The sequence below is a fragment of the Halorubellus litoreus genome, from assembly GCF_055378595.1.
On sequence record NZ_AP043836.1, the window covers coordinates 1,576,194 to 1,591,598 of the forward strand.

Annotated in this window: 8 protein-coding genes; 1 reads left to right on the forward strand and 7 read right to left on the reverse strand. The window is 69.4% G+C overall.

Features of this window, described 5'->3' with window-relative positions; genetic code table 11:
• Positions 1-72: 72 nt before the first annotated feature.
• Entirely contained in the window at positions 73-2,952 is a 2,880-nt protein-coding gene (gene leuS / locus ACZ48X_RS12105) for a leucine--tRNA ligase (RefSeq protein WP_336349477.1), read from the reverse strand.
• A 194-nt stretch (positions 2,953-3,146) separates the two neighbouring features.
• Here leuS (ACZ48X_RS12105) and leuS (ACZ48X_RS12110) point away from each other — a divergent pair, with 194 nt between their 5' ends.
• Complete coding sequence (gene leuS / locus ACZ48X_RS12110; RefSeq protein ID WP_336349476.1) at positions 3,147-6,005, forward strand: leucine--tRNA ligase; 2,859 nt, start codon at positions 3,147-3,149, stop codon at positions 6,003-6,005.
• A 62-nt stretch (positions 6,006-6,067) separates the two neighbouring features.
• Here leuS (ACZ48X_RS12110) and ACZ48X_RS12115 read toward each other — a convergent pair whose 3' ends face one another.
• The 6 genes from ACZ48X_RS12115 to ACZ48X_RS12140 all read right to left on the reverse strand — a co-directional run bounded on the left by ACZ48X_RS12115 (position 6,068) and on the right by ACZ48X_RS12140 (position 15,272).
• On the reverse strand, positions 6,068-6,772 hold the full coding sequence (locus ACZ48X_RS12115) for a hypothetical protein (protein WP_336349475.1): 705 nt from the start codon (positions 6,770-6,772) through the stop codon (positions 6,068-6,070).
• A gap of 132 nt (positions 6,773-6,904) precedes the next feature.
• A complete protein-coding gene (locus ACZ48X_RS12120) occupies positions 6,905-7,891 on the reverse strand; it encodes an ornithine cyclodeaminase family protein (RefSeq protein WP_336349474.1) in 987 nt (328 codons plus the stop codon).
• Positions 7,892-8,002: 111 nt separating this feature from the next.
• Positions 8,003-8,482: a CBS domain-containing protein gene (locus ACZ48X_RS12125; protein WP_336349473.1), complete on the reverse strand. Its 480-nt coding sequence runs from the start codon at positions 8,480-8,482 to the stop codon at positions 8,003-8,005.
• A 282-nt stretch (positions 8,483-8,764) separates the two neighbouring features.
• Entirely contained in the window at positions 8,765-10,453 is a 1,689-nt protein-coding gene (gene thsA, locus ACZ48X_RS12130) for a thermosome subunit alpha (RefSeq protein ID WP_336349472.1), read from the reverse strand.
• Positions 10,454-10,650: 197 nt separating this feature from the next.
• Positions 10,651-13,020, reverse strand: a complete 2,370-nt coding sequence (locus ACZ48X_RS12135; RefSeq protein ID WP_336349471.1) for a methyl-accepting chemotaxis protein — start codon at positions 13,018-13,020, stop codon at positions 10,651-10,653.
• Positions 13,017-15,272, reverse strand: coding sequence for a DUF4350 domain-containing protein (locus tag ACZ48X_RS12140; protein ID WP_336349470.1), 2,256 nt, complete (start codon positions 15,270-15,272; stop codon positions 13,017-13,019). The genes ACZ48X_RS12135 and ACZ48X_RS12140 overlap by 4 nt, the downstream gene beginning before the upstream one ends.
• Positions 15,273-15,405: the final 133 nt, after the last annotated feature.

Consider the following 15,405-nt stretch of genomic DNA (forward strand, 5'->3'; position numbering starts at 1 on the left):
CTAGCACGCCCGAGCGGTCGAGGCATCTGGGTGGCTCGCGGAATCGGCCGACTCGGCCGGGTGGGCGTCGAGTCAGTCGACGTGGATGGCTGGCCGCCCGGGCCGCGCTCGCCCAGCGAGGTCGTCGCTGGCCTCGTCCGCCGCGTGGACGACGATAGCCGCGCCGAACTCGCGTTCGAGCAGCCACGCGGCCCGCTCCAGCGCCGCGCGTTCGCGTGCCGCGCCGAGGTTCGCCGGGAGCGTCCCGCCGTCGGCGAGGTCGCGAGCGTACTCGGCCGCGGCGTCACCGCGCTCGCGCATCGCGGCGTCCTGCATGACGGCGCTCGTCACCTCGCCGGGTCGGCCGCCGTCGTCGCCGACCGCGTCGCGAGCGAGCGCGAGCGCGTCGTACGTCCACTCGGGTGCGACGACGACCACGATACGCTCGGGGTCGTCGATACCGGCGGTGTCGACGATGTCCCGGACGTCCTCGCGCGTGCGCTCCACGAACCGGGACGCGGCGTCGTGGTCGTCGACGTCGCGCTCGACGACCGGCCACGGCGCGGTCGCGACGAATTCGCCGCTGTCGCCGGCGACCGCGGTCCCCTGCAGCGCGCTCCACGCGTCCTCGCAGACGTGCGGCGCGACGGGTGCGAGGACGCGAACGACCACGGACGCCCCGCGAGCGAGCACCCCAGCGTCGGCGGCCGCCTCGTCCCGGTACCGCGCGAGCAGCGACACGAGCGCGTCGACGTCCCGGAGCGCGCGGTCGAACCGCATCGCGTCGTACGCCGCCGTGACCGATTCGACGGCCGCGTCCACCTCGCGAGCGACGTACTCGTCGGTCGGCGACGGGTCGCGGTCGGCGGTGGCGGCGTCGACGCCCGCGGGAGCGTCCCCCTCGCTCGCTGCGACGTCCTCGGCGAGTGCATGCACGCGGTCGAGCAACCGTCGTCGCCGCTCGACGCCGTCGGGGTCCCACGCGAAGTCGCGCTCCGGTTCGGCCGCCCCCAGGGCGAACGCGCGAGCGGTGTCCGCGCCGTACTCGCGGACGATGCGCTCGGGCGCCACGCCGTTGTCCCCGGACTTCGACATCTTCGCGCCGTCGCTCCCGAGCACCATCCCCTGCGTCGTCAGCCCCTCGAAGGGCTCGTCGACGTCGAGGTGCCCGAGGTCGCGCAGCGCCTTCGCGACGAACCGCGCGTACAGCAGGTGCATGACGGCGTGCTCGCTCCCGCCGACGTACTCGTCGACGGGCAGCCACGGTGCGGCGGCGTCAGCGTCGAACGGCGCCGCGTCGGCGGCGTCCTCGCCGCCGGCGAAGCGCGCGTAGTACCACGACGAGTCCACGAACGTGTCCATCGTGTCAGTCTCCCGCTCCGCGGGGCCGCCGCAGTCCGGGCACGTCGTCTCCCGCCACTCGTCGGCGGCGTCCAGCGGGTTCCCCGTGCTCGCGACGAACTCGGGGAGTTCGACGGGCAGGTCATCCTCGGGGACCGACACCGGTCCGCAGTCCGGACAGTGCACTATCGGGATGGGCGTCCCCCAGTACCGCTGCCGGGAGACCCCCCAGTCCCGCAGACGGTACTGGGTCGTGGACGCGGCCGACGGCAGGTCGTCGACGAGCGCGTCCCGCGCCGCCTGGCTCTCCAGCCCGCTGTACTCGCCGCTGTTCACGAGGACGCCGTCGTCGGTGAACGCCGCCTCCTGGACGTCCACGTCGTCGGCGTCGGCGGGTTCGGCGTCGTCGTCCGGCGCGGGCGCGACGACCTGCCGGATGGGGAGGTCGTGCTCGCTCGCGAACGCGTGGTCGCGCTCGTCGTGGCCCGGCACCGCCATCAGCGCACCAGTTCCGACGTCGCTCAGGACGAAGTCCGCCACGTAGACCGGTATCTCCTCGCCCGTCGCCGGATTGGTGGCGGTCATGTCGGTCGCCACGCCTTGCGGTTCGTCGCCCTCGGGGTCGGCGACTTCCTCCACGAACTCGCGGACCGCGGGGTCGCGCTCGGCGGCCGCCTCGGCGAGCGGGTGGTCGGGGGCGAGCGCGAAGAACGTCGCGCCGTGGATGGTGTCCAGGCGCGTCGTGAACGCCGTCACGGCGTGCTCGTCGTCGGCGTCGTCGCCGTCGCCATCTTCGCCACCCGGGACCGAGACGGCGAAGTCGACCGCGGCGCCCTCGGTGCGCCCGATCCAGTTGCGTTGCTGGTCGCGGACGCTCGCCGGCCAGTCGTCGAGGGCGTCGAGGTCGTCCAGGAGTTCGTCCGCGTACTCGGTGATACGGAAGAACCACTGCTCCAGGTCTCGTTCCTCGATTCCGGTGTCACACCGCCAGCAGACCTCGGTCGCGTTCGCGCCGCCACCGACCTCCTCGACCTGTTCGTCGGCGAGCACGGTCTCGCAGTCCGGACACCAGTTCACCGCGCGCTCCCGGCGGTCGACGAGCCCGGCGTCCCGGAACTCGGTGAACAGCCACTGGTTCCACCGGTAGTAATCGGGGTCGCAGGTCGCGAGTTCGCGCGACCAGTCGAAGCCCATCCCCAGGTCCTCGAAGGCGGCCTTCATCGACGCGATGCACTCCCTGGTATAGGATTCGGGGTCGACGTCGGCGTCCGGGTCGTCCTCGCGAGCGGCGAGCGCGGCGTTCTCCGCCGGCAGCCCGAACGCGTCCCACCCCATCGGGTGCAGGACGTCGTCGCCCTGCAGCCGCCGGAATCGGGCGTAGGCGTCCGTGATGGCGTAGTTCCGCACGTGCCCCATGTGCAGTTCGCCCGAGGTGTAGGGGAACATCGCGAGCACGTACGCCGCCGACGCCGGGTCCGGGTCGTCGGGTGCTTCGAACACGTCCGCGTCGCGCCACGCGGTCTGGTACTCGCGCTCGACGCGCTCGTGGTCGTAGCCGTCGTTGGCGGCCGGTTCGGGCGTCGTGCCGGGGTCCTTGGCGTCGCCGGTCGTCGTCGAACCGTCTCGGTTCATGGCCGTGTCATACCCGACTCGACGAGAGCCACACCCTAAGGACACTCGGGCTGACAGGTCGCGCTGTCAGCCTCCGGCAAGAACTGCCACGCGCTACCACGCCACAGGCGTCGCGGTCGCGTCGGGGACGCCGTCGCGCACCCTGCCGACGTGCTATCGGTCGTTTATTGACGGTCGACCGCGCACGACCGTGTATGAGCGAGTACGACCCCCAGGAACTGGAGTCGAAGTGGCGGTCGCGATGGCGCGAGCAGGGGCGCTACGAGGCCGACCCCGCTGGCGACGAGGAGACGACGTTCGTCACCGTCCCCTACCCCTACCCGAGCGGTGGGATGCACATCGGGCACGCCCGCACCTACACCGTCCCCGACGTGTACGCCCGCTACCGGCGACTGCAGGGCGACAACGTCCTGTTCCCCATCGCGTGGCACGTCACCGGGACGCCCATCATCGGCGCCGTCGAGCGCCTGAAGAAGGGCGAGGAGGAGCAACTCGACGTCCTGAAGAACACCTATAACGTCGACGAGGACACGCTCCAGGACCTGGAGACGCCGATGGGGTTCGCGCGGCACTTCATCGAGGAGCACTACAAGAAGGGGATGCAGGACCTCGGCCTCAGCATCGACTGGCGCCGGGAGTTCACGACGAACGATGACCGGTACTCGAAGTTCATCACCTGGCAGTACCGCACCCTCAAGGACCGCGGGCTGCTCGAGAAGGGCCTGCACCCGGTGAAGTACTGTACGAACGAGGACCAGCCGGTCACGACCCACGACATCCTGGAGGGCGAGGAGGCGGAGTTCCAGGAGTACACGCTCGTCGAGTTCGGCGCCGAGATCGACGGCGCGGCCGTGACGGTGCCGATGGCGACGCTCCGCCCGGAGACCGTTCGCGGAGTGACGAACGCGTACATCGACCCCGACGCCGACTACGTCGTGGCGGAGGTCGACGGCGAGTTCTGGTTCGTCTCCGCGCAGGCGGCGCGCAAGCTCGAACTCCAGGGTCGCGACGTCGAGGTCCGCTACGAGTACAGCGGCGAGGCGCTCGTCGGCGAGACGGTGACGAACCCCGTGACGGGCGACGACGTCCTCGTGCTGCCCGCCGGGTTCGTGGACGCGGACAACGCGACGGGCGTCGTGATGAGCGTCCCCGCGCACTCGCCGGACGACTACCTCGCGCTGCAGGAGGCGAAGGCCGACGACGCCCGCATGGAGCAGTACGGTATCGACCCCGCGGCCGTCGACGCCATCGAACCGATTCCCATCCTCGACATCGAGGGCTACGGCGAGATTCCCGCGAAGTCCGCGGTCGAGGACGCCGGCATCGAGTCGAGCGAGGACCCCGCGCTGAAGGAGGTCACGCAGGACCTCTACAACGCCGAGTTCCACTCCGGTGAACTCCACGACGACTACGGCGAGTTCGCCGGCGGCGTCGTCGAGGACGTCCGCGACGAGTTCAAGGCGGCGTACCTCGGCGAGGCGTTCGACACGATGCAGGAGTTCAGCGAGGAGGTCGTCTGCCGCTGCGGTGGCGACGTCGAGGTCGCGAAGCAGGACACGTGGTTCCTCCGGTACAACGACCAGGATTGGAAGCAGAAGGCCCACGACGCGGTCGCCCAGCTCGACGCCATCCCGGACAACACCCGCGAGCAGTACGACCACACGGTCGACTGGCTGAACGAGTGGCCGTGCATCCGGAACTATGGGTTGGGAACGCGACTGCCGTGGGACGAGGACTTCGTCATCGAGCCGCTGTCGGACTCGACGATCTACATGGCGTACTACACGATCGCCCACCGCATCAGCGACGTGCCCGTCGAGGACCTCACGCAGGAGTTCTTCGACGCGCTGTTCTACGGCGCGGACGCGGTCGAGGGTGACGCGCCCGAGCAGGCGCTCGAACTCCGCGAGGAGTGGGACTACTGGTATCCCGTCGACTACCGGTGTTCTGCGAACGACCTCGTGAACAACCACCTGACGTTCTTCCTGTTCCATCACGCGGAGCTGTTCGACCCGGACAACTGGCCGGAGGGCATCACCGTCATGGGCATGGGACTGCTCGAGGGCGAGAAGATGAGTTCCTCGAAGGGGCACGTCGTCCTTCCCGGCGAAGCCATCTCGAACTACGGCGCGGACACCGTCCGGTTCTTCCTGATGAACTCCGCGGAGCCCTGGCAGGACTACGACTGGCGCGACGACCAGGTCGAGACGACCCAGGACCAGCTCCAGCGGTTCTGGCGGCGCGCCCAGGAGGTGGTCGACGGGCCAGCGGGCGAGAAGGACCTCGCGCAGGCCGACCGGTGGCTGCTCGCGCGCCTCCAGGAGACCGTCGACACGGTCACGGAGGCGATGGAGAACTTCGAGACGCGCACCGCGAGCCAGGCGGCGTTCTACAACCTGGAGGAGGACCTGCGGTGGTACCGCCGGCGTCGCGACCTCGACGCGCCGGGCGCGCGGTGGACGCAGCGCCGCGTCCTCGAGACGCGCCTGAAGCTGCTCGCGCCGTTCACGCCGTTCATGGCGAACGAACTCCACGAGGAACTCGCCGGCGAACCCGCCGAGGACGCGGCGTGGCCCGCGGTCGACGACGAGTTCGTGGACGAGTCGGTGCTCGTCGAGGAGCGCCTCGTCGAGGACCTCACCGCTGACGTGAACGACATCGTCGACGTCACCGACACCGACCCCGACGTCATCCGCGTGTACGCCGCCGCGGAGTGGAAGTACGACGTCCTCGATACGGTGCGAGAGGTCGGCAGCAACGTCGGCCAGGTGATGAGCGAGGTCATGAGCGACCCGGACCTCCGCGAGAAGGGCAATACCGTGAACGACCTCGCGCAGGACCTCGTCGAGTTCGTCCGCGAACGCGACGCTGAATCGCTGGACGCGCTCGAGTCGGTCGACGAACGCAGCGTCTACGAGGCGGCCGCGGACTTCCTCGGCCGCGAGTTCGACGCCGACGTCGAAGTGTACGCGGAGGACGGCGACGACGTCGTCGACCCCGCCGACAAGGCCGACCGCGCACAGCCCTACCGGCCCGCGGTCCACATCGAGTAACTCCCCACCTCAGACGGCGACGCGATGGCGCGTCCGCCGTCGCTCTGCTGCGTTTTCCCTCGTCACTCGCCCTCGCTGAGCACCTGATTCGTCCAGTGGACGCCGTACAGCCAGAACGCGACGAGGACGACGCCCGGGACGACGACGGCGTCCGTCGCGAACGCGCCGACGCCGTGAGCGGTCGCCACGGCGAGCACGGTCTTGACGAGCATGAGCGGCGTGCCGAGGACGCGCGCGTGCACGGGTTCCCCCGAGAGTCGCCACAGCGAGCGTTCTCGCGTCCGGACGTCCACGCCCATCGCGTCGAGGTCCGCGGCGAGCGCGGCGACGTCCGCCGCGTCGACCGCCGTCGACTGCGGTTTCGACGGAAGCGCGTTCGGGTGCTCGAACCGGACGAGGGCGACGTCCTCGAACGAGAGAATCTCGACGCCGACGAGGTCGTCCGCCGCGAACGCGTCGTACTCGCCGTTCCCGTACGGTTTGGACTTCGCGACCGTCCCTCGCTCGCGGTCGACCGCGAGCGTCGGCTCGACGAACTCGTGGCTCAGCCACAGCAGGCACAGCGAGAGTACGACCGGAACGCCGGCCGCGAGCGACGCGAGACCGTCGTGGACGCTCGCGGCGACCACCGAACCGAGCGGGACGCCGAGAAACACCGTCATCCAGAACCGGTCGCTCCCGACGAGCGCCGCGAGCGCGAACCGCGTTGGCGCGTCAACGACCCGCGGCAGCCGAACCCCGTACGCCACCACCTCCTCGTCGACCATCGTCCGGAGCACGCGCTCCCAGGAACATGTATTCTTGCAACCCGCCACCATCGAAACCAAGAACGACCGCGGGCAGCACCACAGCGACTGCCACGTCGCCCACCTACGTTGGATGCGTTCGAACGGAGGCGTCTACGTCTGGATGAGTTCGAACGGCGTGCCGTTGTCGTTCTCGAACGCGTGCTCGTAGACGACGTGCGCGGCGGCGACGTCCTGGATGGCGAGCCCGGTGGAGTCGAACACCGTGACGCCGTCGTCGCTGGTGCGGCCGTCGCGGACGCCCGTGACGATCTCGCCGATCTCGCCGTAGATGTCGTCGGCGTCCATCACACCCGTGCTGAAGGGGACGTTCACTTCGCCGGAGTGCGTGCACTGCTCGAAGTCGTCGATGACGACCTTCGCGTCGAGGAGCACGTCGTCCGCGAGCTCGTGTTTGCCTTCGGCGTCGGCGCCCATCGCGTTGATGTGCGTGTGCTCGCCGACGTCATCGGGCGTGACGATGGGGTCCTCGACGGGCGTCACCGTCGACACGATGTCGCAGTGCGCCGCGTCCGATATCTCGCCGCGCTCGACGTCGAAGTCGTCGCCGTAGACGTCCTTGAAGCGCTCGACGGCCTCGTCGCGGACGTCGCTCACGACGACCGTCTGGATGTCCCGGACCTGCGCGATGGCGTCCAGTTGCGTGTACGACTGCACGCCGGCGCCGACGATACCGAGCGAGGTGGCGTCCTCGACCGCGAGGTAGTCGGTCGCGACCGCGGCCGCTGCGCCCGTGCGCTTCATCGTCAACTCGGTGCCGTCCATGATGGCGAGGGGCACCGCCGTCTCGGGGTCCGAGTAGATCATCGTCCCCATCACCGTCGGGAGGTCGAAGTTCTCCGGGTTGTCGGGGTGAACGTTCACCCACTTGATGCCCGCGGCGTCCCAGTCGTCGGCCGCCATGTACGCCGGCATCGACCGGAAGTCGCCGTTGTACTTCGGGAGGTCCACGTAGGACTTCGCCGGCATCTTCGTCCGCCCCTCCTCGTAGGCCGCGAACGCGGCTTCGACCGCAGCCACCACGTCACCCATCTGCGCGTTCTCGTCGACGTCAGAACTGTCCAGCAGCAGTGTGTCCATGCGCCGAAGGTACCCCGGCACTCCACTTAGTTAAACCGGTAGGGATGTGGTTCAAGTTGTGCCGCGAGACGACGCCCCGTCCCCGATGATGCGCCGGGTTCGCGTCGCTCCTCAGCGCTCCCAGTGCGGGCGTCGCGTGCTCGATTCCCTGGCTTCGCTCACGATGTCGTCGTGCGCGGCGGCGACGTCCGACGACGTCAGGATACCCTCGAGGCGCATGTGTTTCGTGACGACCAGGTGCTTGATCTCGTGGTCGTTCATCGTCGCGACCGCCTCCGAGAGCGTCGCGTCCGGCTGGACCGTCACGAGCGGCGAACTCATGTACTCGCGGACGGGCGCACCAGTGATCGGGCGACGCAGGAGGAACATGAACCGCTCCAGCACGGACGCGTCCTCGAGCGGGTGCTCGAAGTCGTGGAGCGCGGTCTTGACGTCCGCGTCCGTCACGATACCGGTCTTCCGCGGTGGTGTTCCGGTCGTCACCACGAGACTCCCGACCTTCGCTTCGAGCATCTCGTGGAGCGCGTCCGTCATCGTGGCGTCCGCGTCGATGGTCTCGACCGGCGTCGTCATCACCGACTCGACGAACATTGCCTGTTGTCTCTCCCCCGCGGTTAGGTGTGTTTCGGCCATCGTGACTCGAGGACGACACCACTCCGCTCGCACCCAGCGTCGACCACGAGAACCCGTAGACAGCGTCGCCACTACGCGACCAGCGTCGAAAGCAAAGAACCGCAAGTCGGTCTGCGAGCGGGACGAGACGAATCGGGGTGGGGGAGCGTGTAACCGAAGCCGAAGTCATCTCGCGGGCTACGCCCGCTCGATATCGAGGGAGTATGCCGCTCGCCTGCGGCTCGCGTTTTCCTCCCTCGTTTACATCGCGCCGCCCATGCCACCCATGCCGCCCATGCCGCCCATGCCGCCGGGGCCGCCAGCGGGCGGGCCGCCGCCGTCGCCGCCGTCGTCGGGGTCGACCTGACCGCCGGAGAGGTCGCCCGCCGCGATGACGTCGTCGATGCGGAGCAGCATCACGGCCGCCTCCGTCGCGGACTCGATGGCCTGCGTCTTGACGCGGAGCGGCTCGACGACGCCCTCGTCGCTCATGTTGATGACGTCACCGGTGTAGGCGTCGAGGCCAGCGTCGGCGTCGCCGGCGTCGTGCTTGCTGCGGAGTTCGACGAGGCTGTCGATGGAGTCGAGGCCGGCGTTCTCCGCGAGCGTGCGCGGGATGACCTCGACGGCGTCGGCGAACGCCTCGATTGCGAGCTGTTCGCGGCCGCCGACGGAGTCCGCGAAGTCGCGGAGGGCGAGCGAGAGCTCGGTCTCGGGCGCACCGCCGCCGGGGAGGACGTGGCCGTCCTCGAGCGTCGTCCGAACGACACCCAGCGAGTCGTCGATGGCGCGCTCGACCTCGTCGACGACGTGCTCGGTGCCGCCGCGGAGGAGCATCGTGACGGACTTCGCGTCCTCGACGTCCTCGATGAGGATCTTCGTGGAGCCGGCGACGTCCTGCTCGACGACGTTCCCGGCGAACCCGAGGTCGTCGGCTTCGATGTCGCTGAGGTTCGAGACGATGCGGGCGCCCGTGGAGCGCGCGATGCGCTTCGCGTCGTCGCTGGACGTGCGGCGGACCGCGAGGATGCCTTCCTTCGCGAGGTAGTGCTGGGCCATGTCGTCGATGCCGTCCTGCGCGAAGACGACGTCGGCGCCGGCGTCGACGAGGTGGTCGACCATCTCCTTGAGCTGTGCCTCTTCCTGGTCGAGGAACTGCTGGAGCTGGTCGGGGTCGGTGACGTTGACCTCGGTGTCGATGTCGGCTTCCTTCACTTCGAGCGCGTCGTCGAGCACGGCGATGTTCGCGTCCTCGACGAAGTACGGCATGTTGTCGTGGACGCGCGTCTTGTCGACGAGCACGCCCTCGATGAGCTCGGAGTTCTCCGTGGAGCCACCGACGACCTTCTCGATCTTGATGTTGTCCGTGTCGATGCCTTCCTCGTCCTTGACGGCGAGGACGGCGTCGACGACGAGTTCGCTGAGGGTGTCCTTCGCGGACTCCGCGCCCTTGCCCGTCATCGCCGTGGCGGCGATCTGCGTGAGCGTCTCGCGGTCGTCCTCGGAGACCTCGATCGCGGACTCGGTGAGGATCTCCTTGGCCTTCTCGGCGGCCTGACGGTATCCCTGTGCGAGCGTGGTCGCGTGGATGTCCTGCTCGAGGAGGTCCTCGGCCTTCTTGAGGAGTTCACCGGAGATGACGACGGCGCTCGTGGTGCCGTCGCCGACCTCGTCCTCCTGGGTCTCGCTCACTTCGACGACCATGTTGGCCGCCGGGTGCTCGATGTCCATCTGCTTCAGGATGGTGACGCCGTCGTTCGTGACGACGACCTCGCCGCTGGAGTCGACGAGCATCTTGTCCATGCCTTTCGGGCCGAGGGTCGTGCGGACGGACTCCGCGACGGCCTTCCCGGCCGTGATGTTCATGGATTGCGCGTCCTTTCCGGATGTGCGCTGCGAGTCTTCGCTGAGTACGAGGAGGGGCTGACCGCCGCCCATCTGCTGTGACATAGGTATCTGGAAGATTGATTGTGATTCTATAAAAAAGTACTGGATTGGATCCGCAAGAACGCCCCACGGGGCACCCGAATAACCGTGCGAAACGTTCGCAAACGAAGGGGTTTATATACTGCCTGGTCGGCGTCGAATCCACCGGAACGTCGTCGACGAGAGCGACGACGATCCCGACGGGACCACCGCGGACGCCGTCAGTCGTCGTCCGCCGCCGGCATCGCGCGCTCGAACTTCGACGCCTCGAACCGACCGAGTTCCTGGTCGAGCTCCTCGGCGGTCGCCGCGAGCGAACTCATCGACTCGCTGACCTCCGTCAACGCCGCCGTCTGCTCCTCGGCCGCCGCCGCCGCCGTCTCCGACTCCTCGCTCGTCCGCTCGGAGATACGCGCCGCGTCGTCGACCATCGGCACGATCTCCTCCGTCGACCGCGCCTGGTACTGCGTGCTCTCCGTGATCTCCTGCACGCCGTCGTTCGTCTGCTCCGCGTAATCCGCGACGTCCTCCAGCGCCGCCGCCGCGTCCCGCACCGACTGCTCGTTCTCCGCGATGCGCGCCGACGCCCCCTTCACCTCGTCGACCGCCGCGTCCGCCTGCTCGCGGATCTGCTCCAGGGACGCCTCGATGTCCGCGGCCGCCTCCTTGGACTCCGCCGCGAACTCCTTGATCTGGCCCGCGACCACCGAGAACCCCTCGCCGCCCTCGTCGCCACCACCGCCGCGGGACGCCTCGATGTTCGCGTTCAACGCCAGCATGTTCGTCTGATGCGCCAGGTCCGAGATGACCGCGACGAGCTCGTCGACCTTCTCCATCTCGTCGTCGAGGCGCTCGATCTCCGCGACCGCGTTCGACGCACCCTGCTCTATCTCCTCGACGCTCTCGATAGCCGCCTCCGCGGCCTCCCGGCCCTCGCGACCCGTCTCGGCCGTCCGCTCCGCGAGGTCCGCGACCTCGCTCGACGTGCTCGCGATCTCCTCGGTCGTCGACGACAGCTCGTCGACCTCCGCGGAGACGTCCTGGAACCGCGCGTTCTGCTCCTCAGCACCGTCCGAGATCTTCTGTATCGCCTCCGTCACCCGGCGCGACGCGGTGTCGACCTCGTCGACGTTCTCGTTCACGCGGTCGCTCGCCGCAGCGACGTCCGACGCGAACGACTGGAGTTCGACGACCGCGCGCTCGAAGTCCGTCATCATGTCGTTGAACTCCTCCGCGATCGTCGACATCGCCTCGTTCTCGGACTCGGGGTCCATCCGTCGCGTCAGGTCGCCGTCGCTCGTCGCCTGCATCACCTCGCTGTACGCGGAGACCTTCCGCTCCAAGTGCTCGTTCAACTGCTCGGCGTCGTCGCGCGCGGCCTCCGCGCGCCGGATCTGCTCGCGGAGCGACCGCTGGGTCGCGTCGAACGCGCCGTAGAGCTGGCCGATGCTGTCGACGCGCGCCGTCGAGAAGTCGACGTCGAGGTCGCCGTCCTCGACGCGACGGGCCTTGCGCTTCAGGCGGTCGATGGACCGCGACGTCCGCAGACTCAGCGTCGTCGCGAACACGCCGACGACGAACACGAGCGAGATCGTGCCGACGAGCCCGAGACGCTCGACGCTCGACGCGAACCCGTACACGGACGCCGGGTTCTCGTGGCGGAGCACCACCCAGTTCGTGCCGTCGACGCGCTCGTGCGCGACGAGGTACTCGTCGGTCGAGAGCGCGTACTCGACGGCCGGACTCGCGCTGTAGCGGTTCACGCCCGCGGTCGACGACTGCGCGGTCTCGACGACCGCAGACGAGGCGCCGCCGTAGTACGCCTTCCCGTACCGACGGTCGCGTTCGTCGAACGCGACGACGCCGTCCTCGTCGACGACCTGCACGAACCCGTCCTCGCTCGCGTCCGACCCGATACCGATGTCCGCCGCCTCCAGGTCCGCGACGACGACGAGCGCACGACCACCGTCGGCCGCGGTCGCGTTCGAGACCCGACGATAGTACGCGACCTTCGTCGTGTCGTCGTGGGTGTAGACGTCGGAGACTCCGGTCGTCCCCTCGAACGCGTAGTTCGACTCGGCCGCCCACGCCTGCCGGGAGTTCGGCGTGGTGCTCGACGCGACGCTCGCCAGGCGCTCCCCGACCTCGTTCCGGTCGGTCGTGCTCGCGAGCACGCGCTCGGCGTCGAGATCCACGTAGTGGATGCCGGTCACGTACGCCGGCATCGCGGCGAGGGACTCGGACTCGAGCTCGCGTTCGACGTGCGTGTACGTCGCGTTCTCGTCGACGTTCCGCGCGACGATCTCGACGAGGTTGTGGTTCCGGTCGTTCCAGTTCTCGATGCTGTTCGCGGTCTGACTCGTCACGCCGAGCAGGTCCTGGTTCGCGTCCCCGGTCGCGCCGTCGGCGATGAACGAGGTCGCGCCGAGGCCTGCCACGCCGACGATTATCGTCAGCACGACGAACCACATCCCGAACTTGAGCGCGTAACTCCGCCGGATGCGTTCGGGGACTATCGTGCGCGAGAGCGCGAGCAGCCGCCCGCCGTCGTCGCTCCTCGCGTCGTCGGTCGTCGCGCCGTCGTCGCTCATCGCGCGTCACCTCCGTCGGTCACGGCCTCGTCGTCGCGCGCCCCGCCGCCGCGCCGGAGGCCGAGCGCGGCGAGGACCGTCGCGAGTCCGCCCGCCGCGACGGCACCCGGCACGAGCAGTCCGTCGAGCGGGCCACTGGATGCGTCGACGGCGGGGAACGTCGTCGTCGCCGGACTCGTCGTCTCGGGCGTCGTCCCGGGCGTCGACCCGCCCTGTGCCGCTCGCCCCGGGAGCGACGCGGTGCCGTCGAACGCCTCGAACAGCCCGCCGTAGGGGCGCGCGAACGACCGCGTCTCGAACACGGCCGGGTCGCCGCCGAGCCCGTTCGCGGCGTCGGTGACGGCGTCCGCGTTGAACCGAAGGTCGCTCCCGAGCCCACCAGCGACGTCGTTCAGGTACTCGAGGCGGTCGCGTTCGACCGCGCCCGACCCGAGCAGGACGACCGCACCGCCGGCGTCGCGGAACGATGCGAGCGCGTCGAGCTCCGCCGGCGAGAACGACGACGCGGGGGTCGCGACGACGAGCGCGCGAGCGTCACCGAGCGTCTCCGCGGTCACCTCGTTGCGCTGTTCGAGGTTCAGGCCCTGTCCCTCCAGGTACCGCTGGTAGTACGCCGCCTGCTCCGCGGCCGGTGCGTGCGCCGCCGCGTACTGTCCGTGCGCGCCGTCGACGAGGACGTCACCGTCCCGGTCGGCGAGTGCCGCCGCGAGGTTCGTCAGGAACGCGTGGTTCTCGTACGTGCTCGTGTCGACGCCGTACCCTTCGAGCGCCTCGTAACGCTCGTCGACGAGCGGTGCGCCGACGAGCGCGACCCGCGACTCCGGGTCCACGCCGACGAGCGGGATGCCGACGTCGTACGGTACCGCCGGCGATCCGTCCTGGGTCGCGGTCGACATCGCCCGCACCGGCGCGCGGTCCCGCGGGAGCTGGCCGTCCATCGTGCGAACGCTCGCCGGCGCCGGGAAGTAAAGCGACTCCACGCGCCGATTCCGGTACGACGGCGCGCTCGACACGTCGCTCTCCGTCCAGACGCCACGACCGGCCGCGCGCGCCTCGCGCTCCAACCGCTGGAACTCGCGGTGCGCGGCGAACCCGGAGTCGAACACGCGACCGAGCCCGTTCGCGACGAGTTCGCGATTGAACCGTCGCTGCTCGCCGTCGTCGTCCTCGTAGCGGACGTACGCGAGCAGGCGGTCCGAGCCGTCGCGCGTCGGCTCGTCGCCGTCGAACGCGAGCGTGACCGTCTCGTCGGCGAGTCGGTCGCGAGCGAACGCGGTCGCGTCCTCGGCGGCCGCGAGCAGGTGCTCGCTGGACCGCGCCGGCACGCCGTCGATGCCCTCGCGGTCCCGGAAGAACGACGCGAACGCCGACGAGAAGTTCCGCGTCGTCGGGACGAACGGCTGCCCGCCGTTGTGCTCGTCGTCGAGCACCTGGTCGTCGCCGAACCGGAACTCGAGGTCGAGCGCGTCCGCGATCGCGTTGTGGTTCCCCGTCGCGTCGAAGTCGTTGTAGTCCGCCTGATTGTGGAGGAACACGGCACCCCCGTCGTCGACGAACGACGCGACGGCGTCGAGCTCCGCGTCCGAGAACGCCTTCGACGGCGACGTGACGACGAGCGCGTCCGCGTCCGGGAGGTCGTCGACGAGCGACGTCGTCCCCCGCACCGAGTACCCGTGGTCCTCGGCGTGCGTGGGGAACGCCTCCACCTCCTCGGTGTCGAAGAACTGGTCGTGGCCTTCGTCCCAGAGGACGGTTCCGGAGCCGACGACCTCGTCCCAGACGTTCAGGAGGAACTCCTCGTTGTCCTCGTCGAAGTTCGGCGCGCCGTCCACCATGATGGCGCCGAACCCGACGACGCGACCGCTGACGGCGACGAGCGGTATCTCGCCGTCGGTGGCGACCGTCGGTCCTTCGCCGTCCGTGTCCTCGACGCGCGCCGTCGACTCGGACCGCACCGCGACCACCGAGTCGTCGGACAGCGGCGTCCCGTCGGGTGCGTGTAGCGACGACACCGAGTCGAACCGGAGCTGGAGCAGACTCCGGTCCTCGCGGTACGCGAGCCCCTCCCACTCCTCGGGACGCTCGAACTGTCGGCTGACCGCGCGCTCCGGCGCGTCCACGCCCAGGAGCCGGACGTCCTCGGTCGTCCCGTCCTCGAACTCGACCGTGATGGTGTCGCCGTCCTGGACGTCCACGACCGTCCCGGTCCGTTCGCCCGCGGGTGCCTGTCCTGCCGTCGCGTCGCCCCCCACGCCTCGCTGCCACCTGCTCGGACGGCCCGCAGCGACGCCGGAAGCCGAGAGTGCCGCCGCTGGAATCGCTCCGAGCAATGTTCTCCTATCCATGCTGTTGCACCAATCGCAATCCCTACGGAATCTTAATTGC